This is a genomic window from Shimia sp., from assembly GCF_965227725.1.
Classification (GTDB): Bacteria; Pseudomonadota; Alphaproteobacteria; order Rhodobacterales; family Rhodobacteraceae; genus Shimia.
In genome coordinates this window covers 1-25,789 of the sequence record NZ_CBDDGH010000006.1, presented here as the reverse complement: position 1 = coordinate 25,789, position 25,789 = coordinate 1, and the positions used below count along the sequence as shown (strand labels likewise).

Sequence of the window (25,789 nt, the reverse complement as noted above, 5' to 3'; positions counted from 1 at the left end):
TCGGTCTTCTCCTTCGTATCCCTGCTGAAACGAACAGAGTTGTCCAAGTCAAGTACACTAACCCGCAAGATCGAGAGATCTTGCATAAGTTCCTTATCCTCCTCGTGGGGCCGACCGACATCGGCAGCGAGGGTTCCAGGGTAGGGAGCGGGAAAGTATGACTTTTGGTTCAGAAACAGGATTGCGAGCATGCCAGCTTTTGCGATCACGAAGGACGCAAGTCTTTCTCTTTCTGGATCAAATCAAGCGCGAGAAGGGCGTTTGGTGGATGCCTTGGCAGTAAGAGGCGATGAAAGACGTGATACTCTGCGATAAGCCATGGGGAGCTGAGAATAAGCTTTGATCCATGGATCTCTGAATGGGGGAACCCACCTGAAAGTTCATTATAATTACCTCGGTAATTTATAATGTTCTTAACCAGGTACTTTTGACCTGAATACATAGGGTCTTAAGAGCAAACCCGGGGAACTGAAACATCTAAGTACCCGGAGGAAAGGAAATCAATTGATACTCCGCTAGTAGTGGCGAGCGAACGCGGACCAGCCAAGCCTGATGAGTGACTAGAACCGTTTGGGAAGACGGGCCATAGTGGGTGACAGCCCCGTATAGGAAGCTCTGAAGGATGTATTAAGTAGGGCGGGACACGTGAAATCCTGTCTGAAGATCGGAGGACCACCTTCGAAGGCTAAGTACTCCTTACTGACCGATAGCGAACCAGTACCGTGAGGGAAAGGTGAAAAGCACCCCGACGAGGGGAGTGAAACAGTACCTGAAACCGAACGCCTACAATCAGTTGGAGGCCCCTTGAGGGCTGACAGCGTACCTTTTGTATAATGGGTCATCGACTTGGTCTATCTAGCAAGCTTAAGCCGTTAGGTGTAGGCGCAGTGAAAGCGAGTCTTAATAGGGCGCATGAGTTAGATGGATCAGACCCGAAACCGAGTGATCTAGGCATGGCCAGGTTGAAGGTGCGGTAACACGCACTGGAGGACCGAACCCACATCTGTTGAAAAAGATCGGGATGAGCTGTGCCTAGGGGTGAAAGGCCAATCAAACTCGGAGATAGCTGGTTCTCTGCGAAATCTATTTAGGTAGAGCGTCATCCGAATACCCCGGGGGGTAGAGCACTGGATGGGTAATGGGGCCCCACAGGCTTACTGATCCTAACCAAACTCCGAATACCCGGGAGTACTAGATGGCAGACACACTGCGGATGCTAACGTCCGTAGTGGAGAGGGAAACAACCCTGACCTACGACTAAGGCCCCTAATTCATGGCTAAGTGGGAAAGCAGGTGGGACGACCAAAACAACCAGGAGGTTGGCTTAGAAGCAGCCATCCTTTAAAGATAGCGTAACAGCTCACTGGTCTAAATAAGTTGTCCTGCGGCGAAGATGTAACGGGGCTCAAGCCATGAGCCGAAGTCTAGGGATGCGTAAGCATCGGTAGCAGAGCGTAGTGTGACATAGTTCCAATCCTCTTCTATATCCTCCGGGATATAGCGCAGGATATGGAGCTTTCGATGAAGCCGGGGCGTGAGCCATCCGGTGGAGAGATCACTAGTGAGAATGATGACATGAGTAGCGACAAAGAGTGTGAGAGACACTCTCGCCGAAAGTCCAAGGGTTCCTGCTTAAAGCTAATCTGAGCAGGGTAAGCCGGCCCCTAAGGCGAGGCCGAAAGGCGTAGCCGATGGGAACTAGGTTAATATTCCTAGGCCAGGAGGATGTGACGGATCATGAAGGTTGTTCGCCCTTATCGGATTGGGCGGGCCGCTGATTGGTTCCTGGAAATAGCCCTCCATGAGACCGTACCCTAAACCAACACAGGTGGACTGGTAGAGCATACCAAGGCGCTTGAGAGAACGATGTTGAAGGAACTCGGCAAAATACCTCCGTAAGTTCGCGAGAAGGAGGCCCAGTTTCTACGCAAGTATTGGCTGGGGGCACAAACCAGGGGGTGGCGACTGTTTACTAAAAACACAGGGCTCTGCGAAGTCGCAAGACGACGTATAGGGTCTGACGCCTGCCCGGTGCCTGAAGGTTAAAAGGAGGGGTGAGAGCTCCGAATTGAAGCCCAGGTAAACGGCGGCCGTAACTATAACGGTCCTAAGGTAGCGAAATTCCTTGTCGGGTAAGTTCCGACCTGCACGAATGGCGTAACGACTTCCCCGCTGTCTCCAACATCGACTCAGCGAAATTGAATTGCCTGTCAAGATGCAGGCTTCCCGCGGTTAGACGGAAAGACCCCGTGCACCTTTACTACAGCTTCACACTGGCATCAGGCCATGCATGTGCAGGATAGGTGGTGGGCTTTGAAACCAGAACGCCAGTTTTGGTGGAGCCTCCCTTGAGATACCACCCTTGCATTGCTTGATGTCTAACCGCGGTCCGTTATCCGGATCCGGGACCCTGTGTGGCGGGTAGTTTGACTGGGGCGGTCGCCTCCTAAAGCGTAACGGAGGCGCGCGAAGGTTGGCTCAGAGCGGTCGGAAATCGCTCGTTGAGTGCAATGGCAGAAGCCAGCCTGACTGCGAGACTGACAAGTCGAGCAGAGTCGAAAGACGGCCATAGTGATCCGGTGGTCCCGAGTGGAAGGGCCATCGCTCAACGGATAAAAGGTACGCCGGGGATAACAGGCTGATACTGCCCAAGAGTCCATATCGACGGCAGTGTTTGGCACCTCGATGTCGGCTCATCTCATCCTGGGGCTGGAGCAGGTCCCAAGGGTACGGCTGTTCGCCGTTTAAAGAGGTACGTGAGCTGGGTTTAGAACGTCGTGAGACAGTTCGGTCCCTATCTGCCGTGGGTGTAGGATACTTGAGAGGAGTTGCCCCTAGTACGAGAGGACCGGGGTGAACGATCCACTGGTGGACCTGTTGTTGCGCCAGCAGCAGTGCAGGGTAGCTATGATCGGACAGGATAACCGCTGAAGGCATCTAAGCGGGAAGCCCCCCTCAAAACAAGGTATCCCTGAGGACCGAGGTAGACCACCTCGTCGATAGGCCGGAGATGTAAGTGCAGCAATGCATTCAGTTGACCGGTACTAATGGTCCGATAGGCTTGATTTGATCCAGTAAAAGAAAGACTTTTACGGACACAAAAGCATACACAACAATCAGTATACTGACTTGGACAACACATAAACCGAGCTATTTCCTCGGTTTGGTGATCATAGCGCGAGTGAAACACCCGGTCCCATCCCGAACCCGGCCGTTAAGCACCGTAGCGCCGATGGTACTGCTGCTTAAGCTGTGGGAGAGTAGGTCATCGCCAAACCTAGAAAATAGCTCAAAAAAAACATCTCTCAAAACGATACAAAGAATACCTTCAGAACAACAAAAACGTCCTGAAGGGCGACAGATCTCAAAGCCAAAAATGGCCCAAGATCAAAAGCGTCGCGGGATGGAGCAGCCCGGTAGCTCGTCAGGCTCATAACCTGAAGGTCGTAGGTTCAAATCCTACTCCCGCAACCAGTACTCTCGAACACGAAGCCGCCGCAGGGCGGCTTTGTTCGTTTTGAGACACCCCCAAACTCAGCAAGCCAGCCAATTCTCCAATCAATTCAATGGCCAAACTCCCATCAGCGTTGGGCATAAGGCGAATGCTCTCAAGCAGGGACCGCATGATCGTTGTCGCTTCAGCTTTGGTTGCCGGATCGTTCAGTGCCCTGGTCAGGTTAGCGACCTTGTCGCGATACACCTCGGAGAGGTTGGGGTGCAGCATAACGGGGGCTGGCGGCTCAGCACTAGCCAACTCAGCTTCAAGGTCGCGCTTGCGCGCCTCCAGGTCGTCCATCTTAGCCTTCATGCTCTCGTGAAACATCCCCTCGGCAATGGCGTCCACGATGCGGTCAATCTGGCGAATGACCTGCGCCAGGTCACGTTTGGTTTTGGCTTCATCAACCGAACTCAGAGCTGTGAGACGGTTGTGTTCTTCCTGATATGCTTTGGCGAACTCGGCAATCAGGTCAGGGTGGAGCAGTTGATCTTTGAGGCCGACCAATAGGGCGTATGCGGCCAGCCTAGCAGACCGCGCGATGTGGGTGGGCGTATCAAAATTGGCTGTCATCCATGCATTGCTCGCAATGCACATTACCTCGCTGCTCTTTGGGGAGAGCCGCGATGTCAGGCAATGACCAAGAGGACACGGTCTCTTTCTACTTCCGAGTTTCCTCAGAACAGGTGGATCAATTCAATCAACTCGCTGCCGCACAGTTTGGCATGAAAAAAGGTGCGACGAGGCAGATGTTTTTGAAGCTTATTGATGACCACCTGCGGTGCCAAAAGATTGCCCTATTGTGAGAACAAATCTCGGTGCTTGAAGGGGAAGGGCGATAGGGCTGTTGGCACGGTACTAATGGAGTTGGGTTGCTCAGTGCGGTGTCGCCAAACATCTATTTGCTGAAAAACCGTGGGTGAATGCGAGTACCACTCGCAGAGGGTAACGCCCATTTGAAAGCTATTTTGCCGCCGCTGCAGAATTATCATCCACCGCTCCGAAGCAAACAAAAACGGCTACGCAGGCTAACGGGTTGTAATACACGCTGCGCGTCTATCCCACCCCATGCCTGTTTCTGGGGCGCCGCAAGCGGACCACAGACAACACTTCCCTGTGGCAAGAGAGGTGCTGGCCTGGCGGATGTCAAACACGCTGTAAGCTGACTTCGGCGTCAAGGCGTTGAAAGAGGCCATCACCTGATTCGGCCCGCCCTAAATCATGAATACAGATCAGAGCAGCCAGTTTAAGGCCTTTGCGTGGACGGATCGGCTGTGCCGAAGCGACGTGGGCATCTCGATGGGTGGCAAGGTCCGGTTCCTTGACAACACCTTTGTCGAGCGGTTCTGGCGGAGCCTGAAATACGAATGCGTCAACCTGCCTGTCTGGGAGACCGGATCGGAAGCCAAGGCAGGTGCCGGCAAATGGATTGAGTTCTACAACCGAAAGCGTCCTGATGGCGCCCTTGGCGGCAAACCATCAGCCGCAGTCTAATGGCAAAGAAAAGAAGAAAACCAAACCGGTCATCAGGAGCAGAGAGTAGCCTAATCTTCGTAGAAACCTATGGCAACACTGAGGAGTTGCTCACACTTCAGAGGCCAAATAGAACCCAAGATTATCTAGATTACAATTAATCCGGCATCCACCCACAGCCTTTTCTTGCACCAACGTTTCTAAGACGAGCGTTTTGAAATTGTGGGCAGATGCCGAAGCGTTTTAGAACGCGATTGATTGTTGCGCACCTCCAAGTTAGAAGGGCGCATCTAGCAAACAGACGCGCGATCTTGCGAAATATCTGTCCGCCAGGCTTTCCCATAAACTCGACTGAACGGTGTCTCTCCTTGTTTTGAGGGGCTGTCCGACTGCCAAATTGTGAGCCATCAGACAATATGATCCAAGATACTGGCCTCTATGATCCGTCCCTTGAACACAGCGCATGCGGTGTTGGTTTTCTGACACGCAAAGACAGCAAGCAAACCCATACCTTGTTGGAAAAAGGGCATGAGGCTCTGTGTGCTGTGCCTCATCGGGGCGGCATGTCTTCGGAGGGTGTTGGGGACGGTGCCGGGATTTCAGTGGATCTGTCGCTTGCGTTTTTTAGCAAGTTGGTTGGCAAGCCGCTTGAGGCCGGTGCCTTTGGTGTTGGCAACTTCTTTCTGCCCTCTGAGGAGAACCAGCATGAAGCGGCGGCGGCTTTGGTGGTTGAAAAGCTCAAAGCCGAAGGTTTTGAAATTTTGCTTGAGCGCGAAGTGGCTGTCGATAACGCCGCAATTGGCGTGCGCGCGGTAAAATGGCAGCTCCCCATTCGTCAGTGGGTGTTTACTGCTCCGGACGATATCCGTGGGGGAGATCTGGACGCGGCCATTCACCGCGCGCTTTTGGCGATTGAGGCGGTGGCCTACACAAAGCCAGCGCTCGATGGGCTGTATCCGCTATCGCTTTCAGCACGCACGCAAGTTTTCAAAGGCCGTTTGAACTCTTGGGAGATCATTCCTTACTTCAAAGATCTCTCCGACCCGGATCACGCCGTGCATACCATGTATTTCCATACACGGTTTTCCACCAACACAGACCCGCATCCTTCGATGGCACAGCCATTTCGCCTTATGGCGCATAATGGTGAGTTGAACACCGACAAGAAAAACCGTCTCAGTGAGGCTGCGGTGGCTCTGGCGCGCTCAAAGGCCATCATCCGACCCAAAGGGCAGTCTGACAGCTGCCGTCTGGATCAGACATTGAATGCCCGTGTGTATGACGAGCAGCTCGATCTGGTGACCGCAGTGGTGGCGATGATGCCGCCGGCTTGGGAAAACGACCCGCGTGTGCCCGATGATGTGCGCGCCATGCTGGAGTATTTTTCGCTTTTTGAAGAGAAAAACGACGGCCCGGCGGCATTGGTCTTCGGGGATGGCAACATCATCGGTGCCCGCCTTGACCGTCTGGGGCTGCGCCCGTTGCGTACCGTTGAGACCGAAGATTACCTCGCTGTGATGTCAGAAGCGGGACAGTTTTATCTGCCGCCAGAAGAGGTGATCCGCCGTGGCCGCGTCGAAGCGGGTGGGATGATTTACTATAACCACGGCGAAGGCCGCATCTATGAGACCCAAGATGCGCTTGAAATGCTGGCCGCGCAGAAAGACTACAAATCGCTTCTTGAAGCGGCGCGCGTGACAATTGAAGCGCTGCCAGAGGCGGAGGCGGACCCAAAGGCGGCGGCGCGCCGCTATGAGGGCGATCTGGAACGCTCGGCGCGCTATGTGGCCTATACGCTCAATCAGGAAAGCTTCAAATTCTTGATGGACCCTATGCTGCAGACCGGTGTCGAGAAGGTTTCTGCCATGGGATATGGCAATGCGATCAATGCGTTGTCCGACAACGAGGGCGGTGTTGCAAAGTACTTTAGTCAGCGTTTTGCGCAGGTAACAAACCCGCCTTTGGATTCGATCCGCGAAGCAGATGGCATGACGCTGCGCGTGGCACTGGGGGAAAAGCCACATTTGGGATATTCGCGCTCGCGCCAGATTGTGATCAATTCTCCAATTCTGCGCATGGCAGACATGTTGAAAATTAAGGCGCAGGGAGACACACCCTGGGCGCGGTTTGACATGCTTTATGCGCCGGTCATTGGTGATGGCGCTGCAAACGAGGCGGCGCTTGAGGCCGCAATTGATGCGGTTTCTGAAGAGGTTGTGGCCTTCGCACGTGATAAAGGTGGCATCGCGATCGTCACCGACCGGCATATCAGCCGGGACAGGGCCGCGATGCCGATGACGCTTGCGATCTCCGCGATCAATCAGCGCCTGATAGAAGAAGGCCTGCGCTTCAAAGTGTCGCTTGTAGTTGAGAGCGGACAGATCGCCTCGTCGCATCACATCGCATGCGCGCTCGGCTTTGGGGCCGCTGCGGTTTATCCGCTTGGCGTGCGCTTGCGTGCAGAAGAGCTGTTTGGCGAGGGAGAAGGTTGTACGCAAGCCTTTGGCAAATTCAAAAAGGCGGCGGAAAAGGCGCTGATGAAAACCATGGGCAAGGTGGGACTTTGCACCGTGGAAAGCTATTCAGGTGGCGAGTTTTTTGAACCGAATTTCTTGGACACCAATGACCGTGTGTTCAAAAAATATCTGCCCAATATGAAGACACCCGTGGGCGGGGTACGCTTTGCAACCATCGCGCAGTCAGTCGCGGACTGGCATGCACGCGCGCTGACCGTAGAAGGCAGCGACGATGTACCAATGCTAGGTCTCTTTAAAGAACGCTCCGAAGGAGCCGGGCACAGCTATGGCACGACGGCTGTGCGGGGCTTCGTTGACCTGACTGAGGAACCGATCAGCTTTGCCGAAGGGGAAGGGGAGAACGATCCGTTCCGCCTGCTGACCTTGCGCCAGATGGACGACGCCTTTGGCATTTCCGAGAATGGCTATGTCAACACCAGCTTTGACAAGCTAAGCCAGGAGCAGATCGACAGTTTCAAAATCACGCCGGGGTATCGGGCCTTCAGTCGCCAGATGAGTGACGAGCGACACAAGCGCCCTGCTGCGTTGCGCGATGTTCTGGCGTTTCCGGCTGACATTACCTTCCTTGATAAGGTGGCGGATATTCAAAAGGAGATGATGCTCTTCAATCGCGCCGGCAACCGAGATTTTGTGATCCGAGGGTTGAGCGTAGAAGAGATCGGTGCGGGCGAATACCTGCTGCGCCTCACCGGGCCGAAGGCGTGCGATATCGGGCGGCTTGATGCGTTGCGTCAGACGCTGGTGGCGCGGTTTGGCGAGGACGTGGTTGGGCACACGGTCACCGGTGGTGCGCTGAAAGTCGCGGTGACCGGTTGGGCACTGGATTATGTGTCGCGTATCCGTCCGGCACCTGAACGTCTGCCTTTGGAAGAAGTGCAACCGGCATCTGAGATCACGCCGCGGCTGGCCTCTGGCGCGATGTCTCATGGTGCGCTGGTTGCGACAGCCCATGAAGCGGTGGCGCATGGCACCAATATGGTTGGCGGTATGTCCAACTCCGGTGAAGGTGGCGAACACATCAGCCGCTACGGCACAATCCGCGCCTCCAAGATCAAGCAGTTTGCGTCTGGGCGTTTTGGTGTTTGGGCTGGCTATTTGGCCGAGCCAAATCTCGAAGAGATTGAGATTAAGATCGGTCAGGGAGCGAAGCCGGGCGAGGGCGGGCAGTTGCCTGCTCCTAAGGTCACGGTAGAGATAGCAGCCGCGCGCGGGGGCACGCCTGGTGTGGAGTTGATTTCGCCGCCGCCGCACCACGACACCTATTCCATTGAAGACCTTGGTCAGCTGATCCACGACGCAAAGGCTGCGCGGGTGAAAGTGATCGTGAAACTTGTGTCCTCAGAGGGCATCGGCACCATCGCGGTGGGCGTCGCCAAAGCGGGGGCGGATGTGATCAATGTGGCAGGCAGCACAGGTGGCACCGGTGCGGCTTCCGTGACTTCGCTTAAATATACAGGCCGCGCGGCGGAATTGGGCATTGCGGAAGTGCATCAGGCACTTTGCGCCAATGGCATTCGCCAGAAGGTCATGCTGCGTTGTTCAGGCGCAATGCAGACCGGCTCTGATGTGGTGAAAGCTGCGCTGATGGGCGGGGACAGCTTTGAATTTGGCACCACGGCGCTGATGATGCTGAAATGCGTGATGGCCAAAAACTGCAACGTCAAATGCCCGGCAGGTCTGACGACCAACCCGGAAGTTTTTGACGGCGATCCCCGTGCCTTGGCGCAATATCTGCTGAACATTGCGCATGAGACGCGCGAAATCCTCGCAGATCTTGGCCTGAAGAGTCTTCAGGGCGCGCGCGGGCGCAGCGATCTGCTGCACCTGCTGGATCACCCGTCCGCTGTTGGTCAGTTGAACCTGCGCGACATGCTCACCCATGTGCCTGAAAACCCTGTGGAAGATCCGGTCTATTTGGAGCGTGATTTTGAGGTCGATGACATTCTCTTGGAGCAAATGCGTGAGCGCTTGTTCTCAAGGCGTGAAGATCAGATAGAGCTGCGCCCTAATGCACCGCTCAACAACCGCAACAAATCAGTGGGCGGACAGCTCGCGATTGATATCGAGCGTATGCTCAACCATGAGCTTGAGGTGCTTCCGCCTGCTGCACACCAGGATGTGCGGGGCCGTCGCTTCCTTGATCCACGTGCGGTACGGATCGTTACAAATGGCTCAGCCGGGCAAAGCTTTGGCGCCTTTTGCAATGACGGCATGATGCTGGAGCATACGGGCACCTGTAACGACGGTGTGGGCAAAGGCGCTTGTGGCGGTGAGATCATTGTACGATCCCCGGGAGGTGGGTCCGCCAATGAAAACGTGCTGATCGGGAACTTCGCATTGTTTGGCGCAACCGGCGGTCGCACCTTCATTGAAGGGCAGGCGGGAGACCGTTTTGCGGTGCGCAACTCCGGGGCAACCGCGGTTGTGGAAGGGGTTGGCGATTTCTGTGCCGAATACATGACCAACGGGGCCATTTTGAACCTTGGCGGTTTCTCCAAGGGCTATGGCAACGGTATGTCTGGTGGCTTTGCTTATCAGTATGACCCTGAAGGACGGCTGAACGATATGATCAGCCATGACTCCGTCTTTATGGGCACCTTGGTGGATGGCTCGGATGAAGCCGAAGTGCATCGCGATGCGGTATATCAGCTGCTGAATTGGCACCATGAGGCAACCGGCTCTGCCAAGGCGCAGGATCTGCTGGGTAATTGGGAAGAGGCGCAAAAGCACATGGCTTGGGTCATGCCCAAGGCGCTGCTGCAATATCAGGACGCCGATGCGATCCTGAAAGCCAAAACCCGCAAGGATCTGATTGAGGAGCTGTCCGCAGCCCTGGCCGAACATCAGATTTCCACGCTAAAGAAAGCCTGGAAATCCGGTCGTCCCGTCCACAAAGGCGCAACGCCAGATTATGGCGAAATGGATACGGAGGAGATGTTCCGTCTGCTCAACAGCTATTCTGTCCTTGAGATGGCGCAGAATCTGGCTGTCAGACGTGTCGGCAAAACCGCCGATCGAATGGCGCGGGACAAAGCTGCTCGCAATCTGATCCTGACCGAAGACTTTAGCCTGATGTTGGCGCTGTCAAAACACGCCAAGAAGGCGGTGAATGATTATGATGACCCCGGTTTGGCGACGCTGGTTGCGCACAAACGGTTGAGCGATTTCAAGCGGGCTCTGTCGATGCGCAATATTCTGAGCATGGACAGCCCAGGCACCTACAGTTGGATCCTGCATCAGGACGCCAAAAACCGGAACGCGCTTGGCTCCATTCCAAGCTTTGATGAATTGTTCGCCCAAAATGCGCTACCTGAACTGGTGGCCCGAACGGCCGCGGAGTAAAACCATGAACGCCCCATATATTCCTGAAGATGCGCCATTTTCTGGCGAGCAACGCTCTTGGCTTGGTGGGTTCCTCGCCGGGTTGCATTCCCGCCTTGCCATGGGCGGCGGCGTTGGCGTCGCGCCGGCCGAAGAGCAGGTCAAAGCCAAGCCGCTGAACATTCTATTTGGCACTCAGACCGGCAATGCCGAAGAGGTTGCCAATGAGGCAGCAGAGCTGGCAACAAGCAAAGGTTTTGCCCCCAAAGTGGCCGAGCTTGACGCGATTGAGATGGACCAGCTTGCGGCGATGGAAAACGTGATCATCGTGATCTCCACTTATGGGGAAGGCGAGATGCCCGACAACGCAGAGCTTTTCTGGGAAGCACTCTCTGCAGGCACAGCGCCCCGTTTGGAGAAGCTCAACTATGGTGTGCTGGCACTTGGGGACACGAGCTATGAGTTCTTCTGTCAGGCTGGCAAGCTGATTGACACGCGGCTTGAACAATTGGGTGCAAAACGTCTGGGTGCGCGCGTGGATTGCGACATTGATTTTGAGGATGCCGCCTCTGCATGGCTGACCGCCACGATCCCGGAAACGGGCTCAGCGGGGGCTTCGGAAACAGGCGCGGTCGTGCCTAAGCCTGAGCAATCGGGCTTCTCCCGCAAGAACCCTTATGTGTCAAAGGTGGTGGACAACCACATCCAATCTGGCGCGCAATCTGCCAAGGAAATCCGACACATCGCCTTTGACCTTGGCGACAGCGGTATGACCTATGAAGCGGGCGACGCGCTGGGGGTCATGCCGGTGAACGCACCTGATTTGGTGGAAGGCATCCTCACACGGCTGGGCGTGTCGCAGGATACAGCCGTAGATGGCAAGGATCAGCCTTTGGGCGCGCTGCTCGCAACAGGAATGGAGATCATGACACCTTCGCGCGATCTGATCCGCGCGCTGGAACCTTTGGCCAAACACGATGAGTTCAGCCATGTGGTGGGCAATGGAGACAAAGAAGCGCTTGAGGCTTTCCTTTGGGGTAAAGACACGCTGGATCTGTTGAACCTCAACCCCGATCTGGCGATTGATGCCAATGAATTTGTAAGCTGGCTCAAGCCCTTGCAGCACCGCGCGTATTCGATTTCTTCAAGTCCCAAGGCGCATCCCGGTGAAGTGCATCTGACCGTTGCCGCGGTTCGGTGGACTTATAACCACCGTGTCCACAAGGGGGTTTGCTCCACGTTTCTTGCCGATCATGTGCCGGCAGGGGCAGAGGCGGGCATCTTCATGTCGCCCAACAAAAGCTTCCGCGTACCTCAAGACAATGACGTGCCAATGATCATGGTCGGGCCGGGCACCGGGATTGCACCATTCCGCGCGTTTCTTGAAGAGCGTCGAGAGCTTGGTGCCAAAGGCGCAAACTGGCTGTTCTTTGGCGATCAGCATCGAGAGAGTGATTTTATCTATGAGGATGAAATCAGCGCCATGAGTGCCTCTGGTCTGTTGACCCGCCTGGATCTGGCGTTTTCTCGTGATCAGGCGGAGAAGATTTACGTGCAGAACCGGATGCTGGAAAACGGCAAAGAGCTTTTTGGCATGCTGCAAGAGGGCGGACATTTCTACGTTTGCGGAGATGCGACACGCATGGCCAAAGACGTGGATCAGACGCTGCATCAGGTGATTGAGTTGCATGGGGGACTGTCTGCGGATGAGGCGACTGAGTATGTGAGCAGGCTCAAACGCGAAAAGCGCTATGTGCGGGACGTTTATTGAGGTTTCATGTAAAAATGTCTGCAAACTGCGCAAACGAAAGATGCTTTGGCAAATTGTCGGGGGAAGTGCCTAGGGTCAGGATCCATAACCAATAAATGACGGTTGCTGCGAGGGCGATTGCGGACAGGAAGACCTTGGGGCAGCGATCATAGCGCGTTGCCACGCGCCTCCAGTCCTTGAGCCGACCGAACATGATCTCGATCCTGTTGCGCCTTTTGTATCTGCGCTTGTCGTATTTGACCGGCGTCTTGCGTTGCTTTCGTTCGGAGATGCAGGCGGGTATTCCTTTGTCTTTCAAGGCATCTCGGAACCAGTCAGCGTCATAACCGCGATCACCTAGCAGCCATTCCACATTTGGTATGCTGTTGAGCAGAGCCCGAGCTCCGATGTAGTCGCTAACCTGCCCGGCGGTAACGAACAGGTTGAGCGGGCGACCTTGGCTATCACAGATAGCATGCAACTTGGTATTCATGCCGCCTTTGGTTCTACCGATCAGGCGGCCATACTGGTCGTGGTGCGGTGGGCCTTGAGATAGGTCGCGTCAATCATGATCGTCTTCCGTTCGCCGTGCTCTGCAGCCAGGCCAGCCAAGGTCCGGGCGAAGACACCTTTCTCACTCCAACGCTTCCACCTGCTGTATAGTGTCTTGTGTGGCCCGTATTCCTCATAGGGGCATCTCGCCAGCGCAACCCATTGCGATTGATGAAGATCAATCCCGCCCAACACCCGTTTGTCATCAACCCGAGGTATGCCGTGCGGCTTCGGGAAGAAGGGGGCGAGCTTCGCCATCTGCTCGTCGGTTAGCCAATAAAGATCGCTCATGTCACCGCTCCGTTTTTCGAGCCGTGAATCATGCAGCGAAGCGAAAATCAATGCATCCTGACCCTAGGGCATCATCAGCGTGTGATCGGTTTCAGGCGCTGGCGGGCGATAGTCCAGAGCAATGTGGGGGCGTTTGGTGTTTTAGTGTCTCCTCCATTGTTCGATCAGAATTTGAGCTTCGCGCAAGCTGTAGAAGATCTCGCAGTTGAGCAGTTCATCCCTCATTCTCGCGTTGAAGCTTTCGCAATAACCGTTCTCCCATGGGCTGCCCGGAGCGATGTAAGCCGTTTTGGCGCCGACGGCAGTAATCCAGTCTCAGACAGCTTGGGCGACAAATTCCGGCCCATTGTCAGAACGTATGAAACGGGGCGCGCCGCGAAGTATGAACAGGTCTGTCAGAACGTCGATTACATCGGTCGAGTTCAGTTTCCGCTCGGCTCTGATTGCCAAGCATTCCCGGCTGTACTCATCAAGGACGTTCAGTGTCCGGAAGGCTTGGCCATCATCGGTTCGGTAATGGATGAAATCATAGCTCCAAACGTGATTGCGATGCTCCGGCCGAAGCCGGACACATGATCCGTCATTCAGCCAGAGCCGCCCTGTCTTCGGTTGTTTGACTGGCACTTTCAGCCCCTCTCGCCGCCACAGTCTTGCGACCCGCCCGTCGCTGACGGACCACCCAGCCTCTCTCAGCAACGCAGCGATCCTGCGATAGCCATGCCGTATTGGCGGGTCAGCTCAATCATGTCGGCCACCAACGGATCTTCATCTGCGCGACCTTGTGGGACGTGCCGTTGCGTGGACCGGTGTTGCCCAAGAACGCGGCAGGCGCGTCTCTCGGAAACGCTCAACTGGCTACGAACATGGTCGATGCAGGCACGGCGACGAGCGGGGCTCAGGGGCTCCGCCCGTTCTGAGCGGAAACGATCATCTGACCTTTTCCGGGACGCTCTTCACTCCCTTTGGGGCTTCCGTCAGGATCAGCTTGTCCAAAGTCAGATCAGACACCGCGCGTCTCAGCCGCTCGTTCTCTTTCTGAAGCCGCTTCAGTTCTTTCAACGGATCTACGCCCATTCCGCCGTACTTCTTTCGCCAGCGGTAATAGGTTTGCTCTACAACCCCGATCTGCCTGATCGCATCAAGTCGGGACATGCCTTGCCCCATCAGAACTTCAACCTGCTGTAACCTAGAGATAATCTCCTCGGGCTTCGGTCTCTTGTTTGCCATTCGTGATCCTCCGTTTCCTAAACATAACGGTGGACCAGTTCAGTGGGGGAGGCTCAGCTTGTCATACAAAACGGGTAGGTGGAACAATCGGCTTATAGTGCCAAACGACAGATGAGAGGTTTCACAATGCGCAGTTTTTTGTTGTTGAGCGGCGCATATCGACGGCCTCCAAAGCAGAGGGTTCCTCACTTTGGCCCAAATTGCGGCCTGCTCCGGCACTTTAGAGACTCGAGCAAGAGCAAGAAGAGAATTTTTATAAGATTAAGAGGCATGTTTATGGGATCCCATAACATGCACTTGCATGTTATGGGGGTTCACGGCTAATTGATTGAGACAAAGCCTCGCCAGCCCCGATTCAGGGCAAGCCCGCAAGAAACTCTGAATCTCGGGGAAGATCATGACCTCTTTGACTGCATTTTCGCGGTCCCGCCTGTTGTGCGGGACGGCCCTTTCGATTTTGGCTGTTGCACCAGCTCTGGCCCAAGAGACGTCTCTTGTACCAGACGCAGATGGAGCACTCGACGCATATACCTTAGATCCAATTGAGGTTCGTAAACAGGATCCTTTAGGAGAAGCTGCGGACCGCGCCACATCGGCGTATGTTTCTGAATCCGAATTGGAACGCGCCAGCATGGGCGATCTGCGGGATCTGTTTGCCGGAATTGCGTCTGTTTCTGTTGGTGGTGCGATCCCTGTGGCACAGAAGATTTTTGTAAACGGCGTGGATATGCTGAACCTTGCTGTCCAGGTGGATGGTGTCTCGCAAAACAACCGCGTGTTCCACCATGCCAGCGCCAACGCCTTTGATCCCGGACTGATGCAGGCTGTCCGGGTGGATCCGGGGGTAGCCCCTGCAGATGCAGGACCGGGCGCTGTGGCGGGGCGTGTGGTGATGGAGACTGTTGATGTCGATAATATCCTGCAAGACGGCGACAATTTTGGCGGACAAGCCCGGTTCAGCTATGCGGACAATGGCGATGTTGCTGGCGGCTCTCTGACCCTCGCAGGGCGTAGCAACGGATTTGAGGTGCTTGCTAACGGCAAGCGCGTGACAGGTGATAACTACGAAGATGGCAATGGCGATATTGTGCTTGGCACAACCTCAGACATGAATGTGGGCTTGCTGAAGCTTGCCTATCAATCTGATCAAGGTCACCGTGTTGAACTGTCTGGTCAGCGCCTGAGGGACACCGCGTTGCGCAACCGCCGGGCCAATTTTGGCAATGCGCCGTGGAACCCTCTCACCAACGTCTATGACACTGAACGCACCATTTATTCTCTGCGCTATGAGAACGTGCATGGCGGAGGCAATTGGGATCCCTCGGTGACTTTGGGTTATTCTGAGAACGAGATCGGTAGCCTCACTCCAAGCGATAGCGCCATTGGCAATACCCGCTCCTATTCTGCGACATTCCAGAACCGGTTCCATCTGTCAGGAAATGGCACCATCACCGCCGGTCTCGACTATCTGGATCAGAAAAGCTCCGCCAGTGGTGACTTTTGGGGCAGCAATTCGCCCTATGAGGAGAGCCGCACCGTAGGTATCTTTGCCCAGGCGCGACTTGAGCCAACAGATCGGCTGAATCTCTCGGCGGGTCTGCGCTATGATTGGAACTCCTTCACCGGGCAGGATTTTGCGCAAACAGGTTCGGCATTCAGTGATGATTCCTCTGGCCTGAGCGGCAATCTCTCGCTGTCCTATGCTTTGACTGACACGCTTTCCCTGCGCGCCGGATACTCAAATGTGTTCGGGGGATATGTGGTTGAGGACAACTTCCTGTTCTATCAGGCTTGGGATTACACCGGTTTGCAAGCGCGGCGTGGTGAAAACATCGTGGTGGGTGCTGACTGGAACTGGGGTGGTCTGACACTGGGCGGCGAAGTGTTCCGGACCAAAATCGAGGACACGCGTGGCCTCGCTGGGCCAGTTGTGGGTAGCTACGATTTTGAATCGCGGGGCTACAACCTTGGGGCGACATACGGGTGGGGCAGTGGCCTTGCTCGTATGACCTTCTCTGACAGCGAAAACTATGTGAACGGTGAAAAGGCTTCGAGCTTCTATGTGCTCGACTCCGGTGCACCTCTTGGGCAGGTATTGTCTTTGCAGGTTCAACAAGAGTTGGCACAGCTCAACATGGTTGTCGGTGGGCATTTGGATGCGGCATTTACATATTCTCACAATGCGAATGAGGCCGATCCGGTAACAAAGCTCGAAGGTTACGAAGTGGTCAATGTCTTCGCAGAGTACCACCCGCCGAGCCTTGACAATGTCGTTATTCGGGCGAGCATCGACAACCTATTTGATCGAGCTTACGCAGATCGCGCAACCTACGGTGGGGACTATCCGGGCTTCCCAACTCTTAACGAGCCTGGACGAACTTTCTCGATGGTTGCGACCGTCAAGTTTTAACGTAGGCTTCGATTTAACAATGCGCTCAAGCTTTGGAACTTAGATGTGCACAATGCTTGGGCGAATGATTGATGGGTCTGCGTCGCTTATCTTAGCTGGAACCCTTGTTGGTCCCCGGCTAAGGTAAGAGGCGAATTTTTTACAGCGGCTTAGATGAGGTGATCTTTGGGCTGCTTGGGCTATCAGGCGAGCAGTTTCATAAGTAACCAAGATAGAGCGTAGGCCTCATCCGTGCTAAGATGAGGGCTCAGTTCTGAGCGCATGGCATCACCGTATGTCTGCCATATTTGATCATGAGCACCAGATCCTTTTTCTGTAAGAAATAGGATCTGCTTGCGACGACCATCGGCGATGAACTCGCGTCGCAAAAAACCTTCTTTCTCTAGTCTGGAAACGTGTCGCGACAAAGCGTATTGCGGCACAGACAGCTTGTCTTCGAGTGCAGACATTGGTTGGCCTGCAGCTCCTGAGCGTTCAACTTCCAATAAGATCTCAATCCATATTGGATCGTTTATCCCGCAAGTTTTTAGGGCTTTTGTGATCTCAGGCAGCAGTTTGCGATGGACCCGCATGATGTTAAACCACGCACGATCATAAGCGACGTTTTCATCATCATCGCCAAAAAATACAAAATTCTCCGGCCGAAGCTCTTCGACTGCCATGGGCGTTACCTGTGTCTCGAAGGGGAATATTGCCCCGCTGACACTGTCATACTATAGTCGCCATCGCTAGAAAAGTTTCTGTGTTGGCAAGCTGTTACGCAATTGGATGCAATGAGTTTGAGGTCCTAAATGAGGGTTCGATCCGAGTTCCGCTCGCCTTGGGTGGTGCAGTATTTTTCGACAATGGTGAAGCACTTCTCTGAGAAGATTGATGTTGAGAGAACAGATGACACAGCAAAGCTGACGTTTGTGTGCGGCGTGGCAGATCTTGCGCTTCAAAAAGGCTGTTTGCGGATGGATATTACCTCGCCCACGAATGATGAGCTCATTCAAACTTGCGATGTGATAGAGCGCCACTTGCAGCGCTTTGCCTTTCGCGAAGCGCCTGAGCCGCTTGTTTGGGAAGCCGCTGGAGAGTGATCTGTCGGGTGGAAGGCGATCTAGCGGTGGTAATGAGCAAAAGAATGCCCACCCATTGGCACAATCTCAATTGGCGTCTGGTAAAGATCTGAAAGCGCCTCAGAGGTGGCAACCTCTGCAGTCGGTCCGTCAAACACTATGGTACCGTCGCGCATTGCGACAATGTGATCAGCCCAAGCCAGCGTGAAATTCAGATCGTGCAATACGACAACCACGCTTCTGTTCTGCGCGTCTACTAGGTGGCGCAGATGTGCCATCAGACTGCGCCCGTGTTTCAGATCTAGGTTGTTTAGGGGCTCGTCAAGTAATAGCCAGTCTGTATCTTGGGCATGCGCCATTGCGATAAAGGCTCTTTGACGTTGCCCTCCGGAGAGTTCGTCGAGAAAGCGGCCACTTAGCTCTACAAGATCAAATAGCTCAAGAGCTGCGTCAATGGCGGCATAATCTGCCTGAACGAGCCGGCCTTTCGCGTGGGGCCAGCGTCCAAATCCAATGAGATCTATGACGCGAATGCGGCTGCCGACGTGAAGATGTTGAGCCACCATTGCCAATCGACGTGCCTGATCTTGCAGGTCTATGTTTTTCAAGGCTGCGCCATCGATATAAATATCGCCGGCTGCAGCGTCGAATTGGCGACCTATCGCATTGAGAAGCGTTGATTTTCCGGCGCCATTTGGGCCGATCAAGGCGGTTATTTTATTGTGCGGCAGGTGCGTGTTCACATTGGTGAGGATCTTGTGCCCAGCGATGGCATGAGAGAGATTTTCGATGGTGATCATGTGATTTTCCCTCTGGCCAATAGCACCAGAAAAAGAAGGCCGCCGGAGAATTCAATCACCACAGCGAGGCTGGAATTGAGGTTGAGTACGCGCTCAAAAACGGTCTGGCCGACAACCAGAATGAGACCAGCGATTAAGCTCGCCGCAGGCAGGAGCAGGCCGTGGCGGTGTGAGCGGAGCAAAGTATGGGTCAGCGCGGTCACCAAGAGGCCGAGAAATGCAAGTGGCCCGACAAGCGCGGTTGAGACGGAAACAAGCGCAGCAATTGCTGCGAGCAGCTGGAGCTGGAGCCCGTCATAGCTTACACCAAGGCTACGCGCGGTATCGCGTCCGAGTGCCAAAACGTCCAAAATCAGGTGCCGTCTAGCGATCCAGACGAAAATGGCCGCTGTGACAAGGCTGGCGATGAGCAAAGACTCCCGGTCGATCCCGCCGAACTGGGCAAACATATTGGATTGGACGATAGCGAATTCGGAAGGGTCCAGAAGTCTCTGAAGAAACCCAGAAACTGTGCGGAATAAGAGGCCAAAAATGACCCCTACCAACACCAGAAGCTGAATGTCTTGCCGTGCGCGCTTGAGCACTGCGGTGAAGATCAGGAGCGTGGCTGCGATCATCAGAGCGGTGTCAAACAAAAAGGTCGCAGTATTGGTCATATTCGGCAAAGCCAGCATGCCTGACACAAATACCAACACTGTTTTCATAAGCAAGAAAAGCGCATCAAACCCCATAATCGTAGGTGTTAGGATGCGGTTGTTGGTGAGTGTCTGAAATAGCACTGTGGCCACCCCCACTGACGCGCCAACGCAGAGGAGCCCGCCGAGTTTAATAGCCCGAAGTTCCAGAATATAGCTTGAGCGCCATGCACCGCCCCACAACATGAATACAAGACAGGCGACCGTAAGTGCGGCAAAAAGCGTCCAAAGATGAGGGTTTTTGAGCGCGGGCTCCGCCTGAGAGCGTGGCAGGACCGGGAGCGGCTGTGGTGAGGTATCAGGCATGGCTGCGACGTCCTAGCAAAAGGCTGAGAAACACAATGGCGCCAACGATCCCAAAGATCGTGCCTGCCGGTATTTCATACGGATGGCGGATCAAACGCCCGATCATGTCGCATATCAGCACCAACCCGGCACCCATTCCGGCAACCACCGGTAGGCTCTGGCGCAGATTGTCCCCCATCATGCGCGAGACAATATTTGGCACAACCAATCCAACAAATGGCAAAATGCCCACCGTAACAATGACGAGGGCTGAGACCATGGAGATAGTGGCGACACCGAGCGCAAGCACCTGTCCGTAACGCAGCCCGACGCTGACGGCCAATCCTTGTCCTAGGCCCGCGATGGTGAACTGATCTGCTGCAAAATATGCAATCAACGATAGAGCTCCCGCCAGCCACAGCAATTCGTAGCGCCCCGCAAGAACGCCTGAAAACTCGCCGCTCATCCAAACGCCGATGAATTGGATCAAATCGGTTTGATAGGCAATGAACGTCGCAACCGCGGATAATACACCTGAGTAAATCAAGCCCACGAGCGGCACGAGCAATGGTTGCTGTGGGGGCAGTTTGCGCGACAACTGCAGGAAACCGAGTGTTCCGGCAAGCGCTGCCAATGCGGCCGCGAGCATTTGTGCAAAAATTGGTAGGCCTGGCGCCAGAATAGTGACCGCTAAGAGGCCGATCATTGCTGCTTCATTAGTTCCAGTTGTTCCTGGTTCCACAAAACGATTGCGCACCAATAGCTGCATGATCACACCTGCGATGGCCATACTTGCTCCGGTTAGCAATGTTGCGAGAGTGCGGGGTAGTCGACTGATGGCAATCAAATGCAGTACGTCTGGATCTCTCCAAAGGTCTGCAAGCGAGACGTCCTGTACTCCAATAAAGAGACTGCCGACCCCAAGGGCCAGCAATCCGCTTAGTGTGAGATAATACGCCTTGGCCATGTCTAGCGGTAGCCTGGGATGCGGAGAGAGAAGTTATTGTGCAGCGCCAAAGCCTTGCACAATTTCATCCAAAGTACGCAGAACTGATTGAATGCCGCCACCGGCGATGTAGACATCTGCGGCATTCAGATAGATCACCTGATTTTTGCTCCAAGCTGCAGTTTGGGCGACCAACGCATTGTCCAAAGTGGTTTTAGCGGATTGGTTTTCTTGCCCGATGGCTGCGGCGCGATCCACGACGATCATCCAATCCGGGTTGGCCTTGGCGATGAATTCAAAAGACACGGCTTCACCATGGGTTTGGGCGTCCACACCTTCAACTGTCTCCGGCAGTTCAAGGGCGCTGTGCAACCAGCCAAATCGGGAGCCTTTGCCATAAACCGAAATCTTGGGGCCATTGGTCAAAACAATCAGCGCATTGCCCTTGCCTTTGATTGCGGCTTTGGCTTCTGCCAGCTTGTCTGAGAAGGCACTCTCCAGCGCGGTCGCTTCGGCTTTCTTATCCATGATCTCGCCATAGCCACGCAGGCGTGCCAAAGCGGTTTCAACGTGGTCATCCCCCCAAATGGTCATATCCAAAGTGGGCGCAATTTCGGAGAGCGCTTCAAATTGTTTGGAAGAACGCCCGCCAGCTACGATCAGGTCCGGTGCCATGATGGCGATGGCTTCGAAGTCGGGTTCGAACAAGGTGCCTACAGGTTTTGCATGCTCGGACACTTCGCCAAGGTAACTTACATAGAGATTGGCAGGAACCCCGGCCAGCGGCACATCCAGAGCGTTAAGAGTGTCAACGGCCGCGATATCCAGCGCCACAATCTTGCTGGGAGCTTGCTCTACGGTGGCATCACCGCGATAGGTTGGGATTGTAACATCCGCACCGAGCGCAGCAGAGCCAATGCAGATTGCGGCAACAGATAGGATCGGGCGGAAGAATGTCAAAGCCATTTAAAGCACCATGTCTAGAGTCAGCATAGAAAGTGTGGAGCTGGCTGTAGGCTGGCTTTATGATTTGCAGCGTAACTTAGAGGCGATGCAACGCAGGGTCCAGAGGCCTTTTGTGAGGACCTAATAGGTATCTTTGCGGGGTCTTTAGTGGCCGCCGCGGATCTGCGAAGGCGGCACTTTGTAGGCTCGGCGGAAGGCAGTAGCAAAGTTCGCTCCTGAAGTATAGCCAGCCATGGCTGCCGCGTCTTCGATACTGATGTGATCGCGTTTCAGTGCTATGTATGCCATTTCTAGTCTCAACGCCCGAATGTGGGCTAGGGGCGCGCGACCGTATACGGATTGAATTAATCGCCTTAGCCCAGATTGGCTAAGGCCGGCCTCTGTTGCCAGCGCGGCGAGGCTGGGGACTGGCCCGGGTCGGCGGGCTAGCGCTTCAATGCGACTTAATTGTATGGTCTCCCGTTTTGAGAGTGTCGAGTTTGTTGATTGATCAGAAAATCTCTCAAAGCTCTCTGCCACCAGTGCAAGTGCCATAGACTCGGCATGAAGCCGCGTCACTGGTGATGAAAATCTTGGCGTGCTCGCCAATGCTTCTAGCATCTTGATCTCTTGGGGCGATGCATACCATTCATGTCGCTGCATCGCCCCTGTCGGCGTTGCAATTGGCACGCACAGGCCATTCCCTTCGAGCCAATTGGGGGACATCTGGATACTGATTTTGCGTACGTACTCGCCGGGATCAGAACGGCGCCAGAACCTCTGTGTCTCTTCAATGGAGGTTAGTACCAGTTTAACCGCGCCACCTGAGGTATGGCCTAAGTTCATAGGTCGGTTGTCGAGCCGTGCGGCAGTTGAGCCTTCTAGGAAGCAGTGAAGTACTGTGCCAGGTTTTCTCTGTCCGTCAATGACATAGCTTTGATTGGCCGTAGCATTCAATGTGTGTAGTCCAAATCCGGGCTGTAATTGTAATGCCGTAACCGAGCCGTCAAAGATTCCAGATGCCGGGCGTTCAGTTTTGCCGAACCAATCCAGCTTGGGCTCAAAATGCATACCGTTTGACGTATTTCTAGATGCAGAACGTGGATGCTCGGTCATTCAGGGTTCCGATGATTGAGGAACGTTTCGTTGCTCGACAGCGCACGGTTTGAGCGTTTCGCAAAGGAATTTGGTCATCGCGCAAAGAGAGGTATCTGGCAGGGTCCAATTTGTTTCTTTACTTAACTGAGCGAATTAGTCAACTTTTGAGGTCTGCAAATGTCTTTGCGTGCTTTCATTTTGGCGGGTACCGCTTTGTCCACGCCATTTTTTGTTACCTCTGCCTACGCGCAGGCGGTCCCGCTCGATGATCTAGAAACCAGTAGCTTTGATTTGGGGGAAATTCGGATCGAAGCAGAAGATGCACAGAATCTGCTGGGCAACGTCACAATATCTGAGGAAGATCTCGAAGCACGCGCTCCGACGACAGCCAAGGATATCTTTGCAGGCGAAAGTGCGGTCACCGCGGGTGGCGGTGCTGCGATAGCACAAAAGATATTTGTGAATGGGATCGAAGAAAGCCTACTTTCGGTTACCATAGATGGCGCGCGCCAAAACAAGTCGGCGTTTCACCATACAGGAAACGTGCTGCTGGATCCTGCCTTGTTGAAATCGGTCGAGGTCAGCAAAGGTTTGGCACCTGCGGACTCTGGTGCAGGTGCGCTGGCCGGCTCGATTGCCTATGAGACCAAAGACGCCAACGACCTACTGGAGGAGGGCGACAATTTCGGCGGGCTGGCCACATTGGGCACGGCCGACAATGGCATTGATCTGAGCAGTTCTCTTGCACTGTTTGGGCGCGCCAGTGGTTTTGAATACCTCTTGAGCGCCACACGTCGAAGTGGTGACGATTACGAAGACGGCGACGGAGATGTCGTTCCCGGTACAGAGGCGGACTTGACCGATTATGTGGGCAAATTTGCGTATGAAAGCCAGAACGGCCATAGGTTTGAGTTTGCCGGATCGCAAACCGAAGATACGGGGCTGCGGACATCGCAAGCAGGGCCGGGTGGCATTCTGTTCACACGTCCTGATTTTGCAGGCATCACATCAGGGCCGAGCGTTTTGGCCGAAGGTCTGTCCCGCCGAACCTCTTATACGTTTACCTACACCAACACCCAGCCACAGGGCATTTGGGATCCGTTGGTCCAAATCAGCTATAACGAACAAGAGATTGATGCCATTGGTGTTTACGGCGTCAACGAGAGCTTGAGCGGTACCATCAAAAACAGCTTCGCCATTTCGGGCGGCACCTTGACCGCAGGCATCGATTTCTTTGATGAAACCGCAGAAGGAGAGGGGCGCGGGCCCGGGCCTTTTGCAAGTTCCGGTCGCGAAGAACTGAGCAATGTCGGTATTTTTGCCCAGGCTCGCCAAGATATCTCTGATCGGGTGTCTGTGAGCTATGGCGCAAGATTGGACAGCCAGTCGTTTACCGGCGCAGACGGGTCAGACTTTTCTGACGAAGGTATCAGTGTCAACGGTGCCTTGGATGTCATTCTATCAGATAGATGGAGCTTGAATGCGGGCCTCGCCTCAACCTGGGGCGGCTATGAGCTGGGCGAGGCGGCGCTTGTCAATTTCGGGAGCGCTTGGAACTACGCTGGTTTCACAACGTCCCGAGCAGAAGCGGCACGGATTGGCCTTCGGTACGATTATGGTGGCTGGAAATTCGGCGCGGCGCTGTTTCACACGGATGTCAGTGACATCGCGGCTGTCCTACCAAGTGGCGGAGCTCGTGGTGCAACCGCAGATTTGACAAGTCAGGGCATCGACGCTTCCGCAGAGTACAGCTGGTATGCGGGCTTTGTGCGGGCAAATTGGACCTACGCTGATGTTGAGCTTGATGGGGAGGCCGTGGGCTCCACGGCTTACTATCTCGGCCGCCCGATGGGGCATATTGTGGCGCTGGAAGGAGGATGGCAGATCGACGACCAATGGCGTGTCGGTGGCACTGCCGAAATTGCTCTCAAAAACACCGATACGGACACCACATTGCCCGGCTATGAGGTCTTCAATGTCTATGCGACCTATACGCCTCCCGCAGCTGAGAATTTGGAATTACGCTTGGGGATCAACAACCTGTTTGACGAAACCTATGCCAGCCGCAGCTCCGATGGGATCGACTCCTCGCGAGTTATCCCTCTGAACGAGCCGAGCCGTACAGTTTCTTTCACTGCACGCCTGCGGTTCTGAGGACCCATATCGAACGCTGGGGGAAGTGAACATCACTTGCATTCTCCCAGCCTTTGAAAATCAAAAATCATTGATGAGAACTCATGAGAAAACAGAACGGGCGCTTTGAGACCCTTCATGCGAGAAAATACCTTCAGCAATTGGGCAAGCATTTTGCGCATAAAGTGGAGGTCAGTTTTAGTGAAACGTGCTGCTGTGTTTCTTTTCCTTTTGGGCAAGCAACGATTTCAGCCAACGAAACCTCACTCGACGTCAGCTTGAGCGGTGAGACTGAAGAAGCGCTATCAAAGGGGCGCTCAGTGATGGATTCTCACCTCAAGCGATTTGCATTTCGAGAAGCATTTGAAGAAATGGAGTGGCAAGACTTGTAGTTTGGTTTCTGGCGAGGAACGTTGAAAATATTTATTTTCATATACTTAGATTATTTTGGACAGGGCTCCAAAAGAAAGATGTGTTCTTGATGCAACATTTTGTGCTTTCCCGTTGGTTAACAAATTGACCGTATCAGGGCTTAAACCTATGCGGGAGCGTCTTTGAGTCCTCCAAGCACTACGCCAGGCAGCGCTCTAAGAAATTCAAAAAAAGGAATGGGACATGCTGTTGCGGCGTACGACTGTGTCCCTGTGCGCATTGGTTGCTGCTTTGCCGGCTGCTGCACAGGACATTCAGCTAGAAGACATCAACATAAGCGGTGCAGACAACGAGGGCTTCTTTGGTGAAGCTGTTTCGCTTGAAACTGGTAGCATTG

17 protein-coding genes, 1 tRNA gene, 2 rRNA genes and 1 pseudogene are annotated in these 25,789 nt (G+C 54.4%); 12 read left to right on the top strand and 9 right to left on the bottom strand.

Annotated features, from left to right (window positions below; translation table 11 throughout):
* Positions 1-240: 240 nt before the first annotated feature.
* The 8 genes from ACO07T_RS18125 (at position 241) to ACO07T_RS18090 (ending at position 12,598) form a co-directional block, all read left to right on the top strand.
* A 23S ribosomal RNA gene (locus ACO07T_RS18125) occupies positions 241-3,069 on the top strand.
* A gap of 93 nt (positions 3,070-3,162) precedes the next feature.
* Positions 3,163-3,277 (top strand): 5S ribosomal RNA (rrf, locus tag ACO07T_RS18120).
* Between the two features lie 120 nt (positions 3,278-3,397).
* A tRNA-Met gene (locus ACO07T_RS18115) sits at positions 3,398-3,474 on the top strand.
* Positions 3,475-3,715: 241 nt separating this feature from the next.
* The gene (locus ACO07T_RS18110; protein WP_422050539.1) at positions 3,716-4,006 is read left to right on the top strand and encodes a hypothetical protein; all 291 of its coding nucleotides are present in this window, start codon (positions 3,716-3,718) and stop codon (positions 4,004-4,006) included.
* A 116-nt stretch (positions 4,007-4,122) separates the two neighbouring features.
* Positions 4,123-4,302, top strand: coding sequence for a hypothetical protein (locus tag ACO07T_RS18105; RefSeq protein ID WP_422050538.1), 180 nt, complete (start codon positions 4,123-4,125; stop codon positions 4,300-4,302).
* 415 nt (positions 4,303-4,717) lie between these two features.
* The gene (locus tag ACO07T_RS18100; RefSeq protein ID WP_209089034.1) at positions 4,718-4,990 is read left to right on the top strand and encodes an integrase core domain-containing protein; all 273 of its coding nucleotides are present in this window, start codon (positions 4,718-4,720) and stop codon (positions 4,988-4,990) included.
* A 395-nt stretch (positions 4,991-5,385) separates the two neighbouring features.
* Positions 5,386-10,848, top strand: a complete 5,463-nt coding sequence (locus ACO07T_RS18095; protein ID WP_422050537.1) for a glutamate synthase-related protein — start codon at positions 5,386-5,388, stop codon at positions 10,846-10,848.
* 4 nt (positions 10,849-10,852) lie between these two features.
* A complete protein-coding gene (locus ACO07T_RS18090; RefSeq protein WP_422050536.1) occupies positions 10,853-12,598 on the top strand; it encodes a sulfite reductase subunit alpha in 1,746 nt (581 codons plus the stop codon).
* A gap of 4 nt (positions 12,599-12,602) precedes the next feature.
* Here the strand turns inward: ACO07T_RS18090 and ACO07T_RS18085 are convergent, their stop codons facing one another.
* From ACO07T_RS18085 to ACO07T_RS18075, 3 genes and pseudogenes are all read right to left on the bottom strand, one after another.
* Positions 12,603-13,070 carry an IS5 family transposase gene (locus ACO07T_RS18085; RefSeq protein WP_422050535.1) on the bottom strand — a complete coding sequence of 156 codons (468 nt, stop codon included), beginning with the start codon at positions 13,068-13,070 and terminating at the stop codon, positions 12,603-12,605.
* A 20-nt stretch (positions 13,071-13,090) separates the two neighbouring features.
* Positions 13,091-13,420, bottom strand: a complete 330-nt coding sequence (locus ACO07T_RS18080) for a transposase (protein WP_422050534.1) — start codon at positions 13,418-13,420, stop codon at positions 13,091-13,093.
* A 63-nt stretch (positions 13,421-13,483) separates the two neighbouring features.
* Positions 13,484-14,647: pseudogene (locus tag ACO07T_RS18075) on the bottom strand (IS3 family transposase).
* 397 nt (positions 14,648-15,044) lie between these two features.
* Between ACO07T_RS18075 and ACO07T_RS18070 the strand changes: the two are divergent.
* A complete protein-coding gene (locus ACO07T_RS18070) occupies positions 15,045-17,057 on the top strand; it encodes a TonB-dependent receptor plug domain-containing protein (protein ID WP_422050533.1) in 2,013 nt (670 codons plus the stop codon).
* A 182-nt stretch (positions 17,058-17,239) separates the two neighbouring features.
* On the opposite strand, the gene ACO07T_RS18065 is transcribed toward ACO07T_RS18070, so the two are convergent.
* Positions 17,240-17,719 carry a MarR family winged helix-turn-helix transcriptional regulator gene (locus ACO07T_RS18065; RefSeq protein WP_422050532.1) on the bottom strand — a complete coding sequence of 160 codons (480 nt, stop codon included), beginning with the start codon at positions 17,717-17,719 and terminating at the stop codon, positions 17,240-17,242.
* A gap of 129 nt (positions 17,720-17,848) precedes the next feature.
* Here ACO07T_RS18065 and ACO07T_RS18060 point away from each other — a divergent pair, with 129 nt between their 5' ends.
* Complete coding sequence (locus tag ACO07T_RS18060) at positions 17,849-18,139, top strand: DUF2218 domain-containing protein (RefSeq protein ID WP_422050531.1); 291 nt, start codon at positions 17,849-17,851, stop codon at positions 18,137-18,139.
* A gap of 20 nt (positions 18,140-18,159) precedes the next feature.
* On the opposite strand, the gene ACO07T_RS18055 is transcribed toward ACO07T_RS18060, so the two are convergent.
* The 5 genes from ACO07T_RS18055 to ACO07T_RS18035 all read right to left on the bottom strand — a co-directional run bounded on the left by ACO07T_RS18055 (position 18,160) and on the right by ACO07T_RS18035 (position 22,905).
* Complete coding sequence (locus ACO07T_RS18055; protein ID WP_422050530.1) at positions 18,160-18,918, bottom strand: ABC transporter ATP-binding protein; 759 nt, start codon at positions 18,916-18,918, stop codon at positions 18,160-18,162.
* Complete coding sequence (locus tag ACO07T_RS18050) at positions 18,915-19,919, bottom strand: iron chelate uptake ABC transporter family permease subunit (RefSeq protein ID WP_422050529.1); 1,005 nt, start codon at positions 19,917-19,919, stop codon at positions 18,915-18,917. Before ACO07T_RS18050 ends, ACO07T_RS18055 begins: the two co-directional genes overlap by 4 nt.
* On the bottom strand, positions 19,912-20,865 hold the full coding sequence (locus ACO07T_RS18045; RefSeq protein ID WP_422050528.1) for an ABC transporter permease: 954 nt from the start codon (positions 20,863-20,865) through the stop codon (positions 19,912-19,914). The genes ACO07T_RS18050 and ACO07T_RS18045 overlap by 8 nt, the downstream gene beginning before the upstream one ends.
* 33 nt (positions 20,866-20,898) lie before the next feature.
* On the bottom strand, positions 20,899-21,810 hold the full coding sequence (locus ACO07T_RS18040; protein WP_422050527.1) for a siderophore ABC transporter substrate-binding protein: 912 nt from the start codon (positions 21,808-21,810) through the stop codon (positions 20,899-20,901).
* A 144-nt stretch (positions 21,811-21,954) separates the two neighbouring features.
* The gene (locus tag ACO07T_RS18035; RefSeq protein ID WP_422050526.1) at positions 21,955-22,905 is read right to left on the bottom strand and encodes a helix-turn-helix domain-containing protein; all 951 of its coding nucleotides are present in this window, start codon (positions 22,903-22,905) and stop codon (positions 21,955-21,957) included.
* Between the two features lie 159 nt (positions 22,906-23,064).
* Between ACO07T_RS18035 and ACO07T_RS18030 the strand changes: the two genes are divergently transcribed.
* On the top strand, positions 23,065-25,041 hold the full coding sequence (locus tag ACO07T_RS18030) for a TonB-dependent receptor domain-containing protein (RefSeq protein WP_422050525.1): 1,977 nt from the start codon (positions 23,065-23,067) through the stop codon (positions 25,039-25,041).
* 83 nt (positions 25,042-25,124) lie between these two features.
* The gene (locus tag ACO07T_RS18025; protein WP_422050524.1) at positions 25,125-25,412 is read left to right on the top strand and encodes a DUF2218 domain-containing protein; all 288 of its coding nucleotides are present in this window, start codon (positions 25,125-25,127) and stop codon (positions 25,410-25,412) included.
* Positions 25,413-25,789 lie beyond the last annotated feature (377 nt).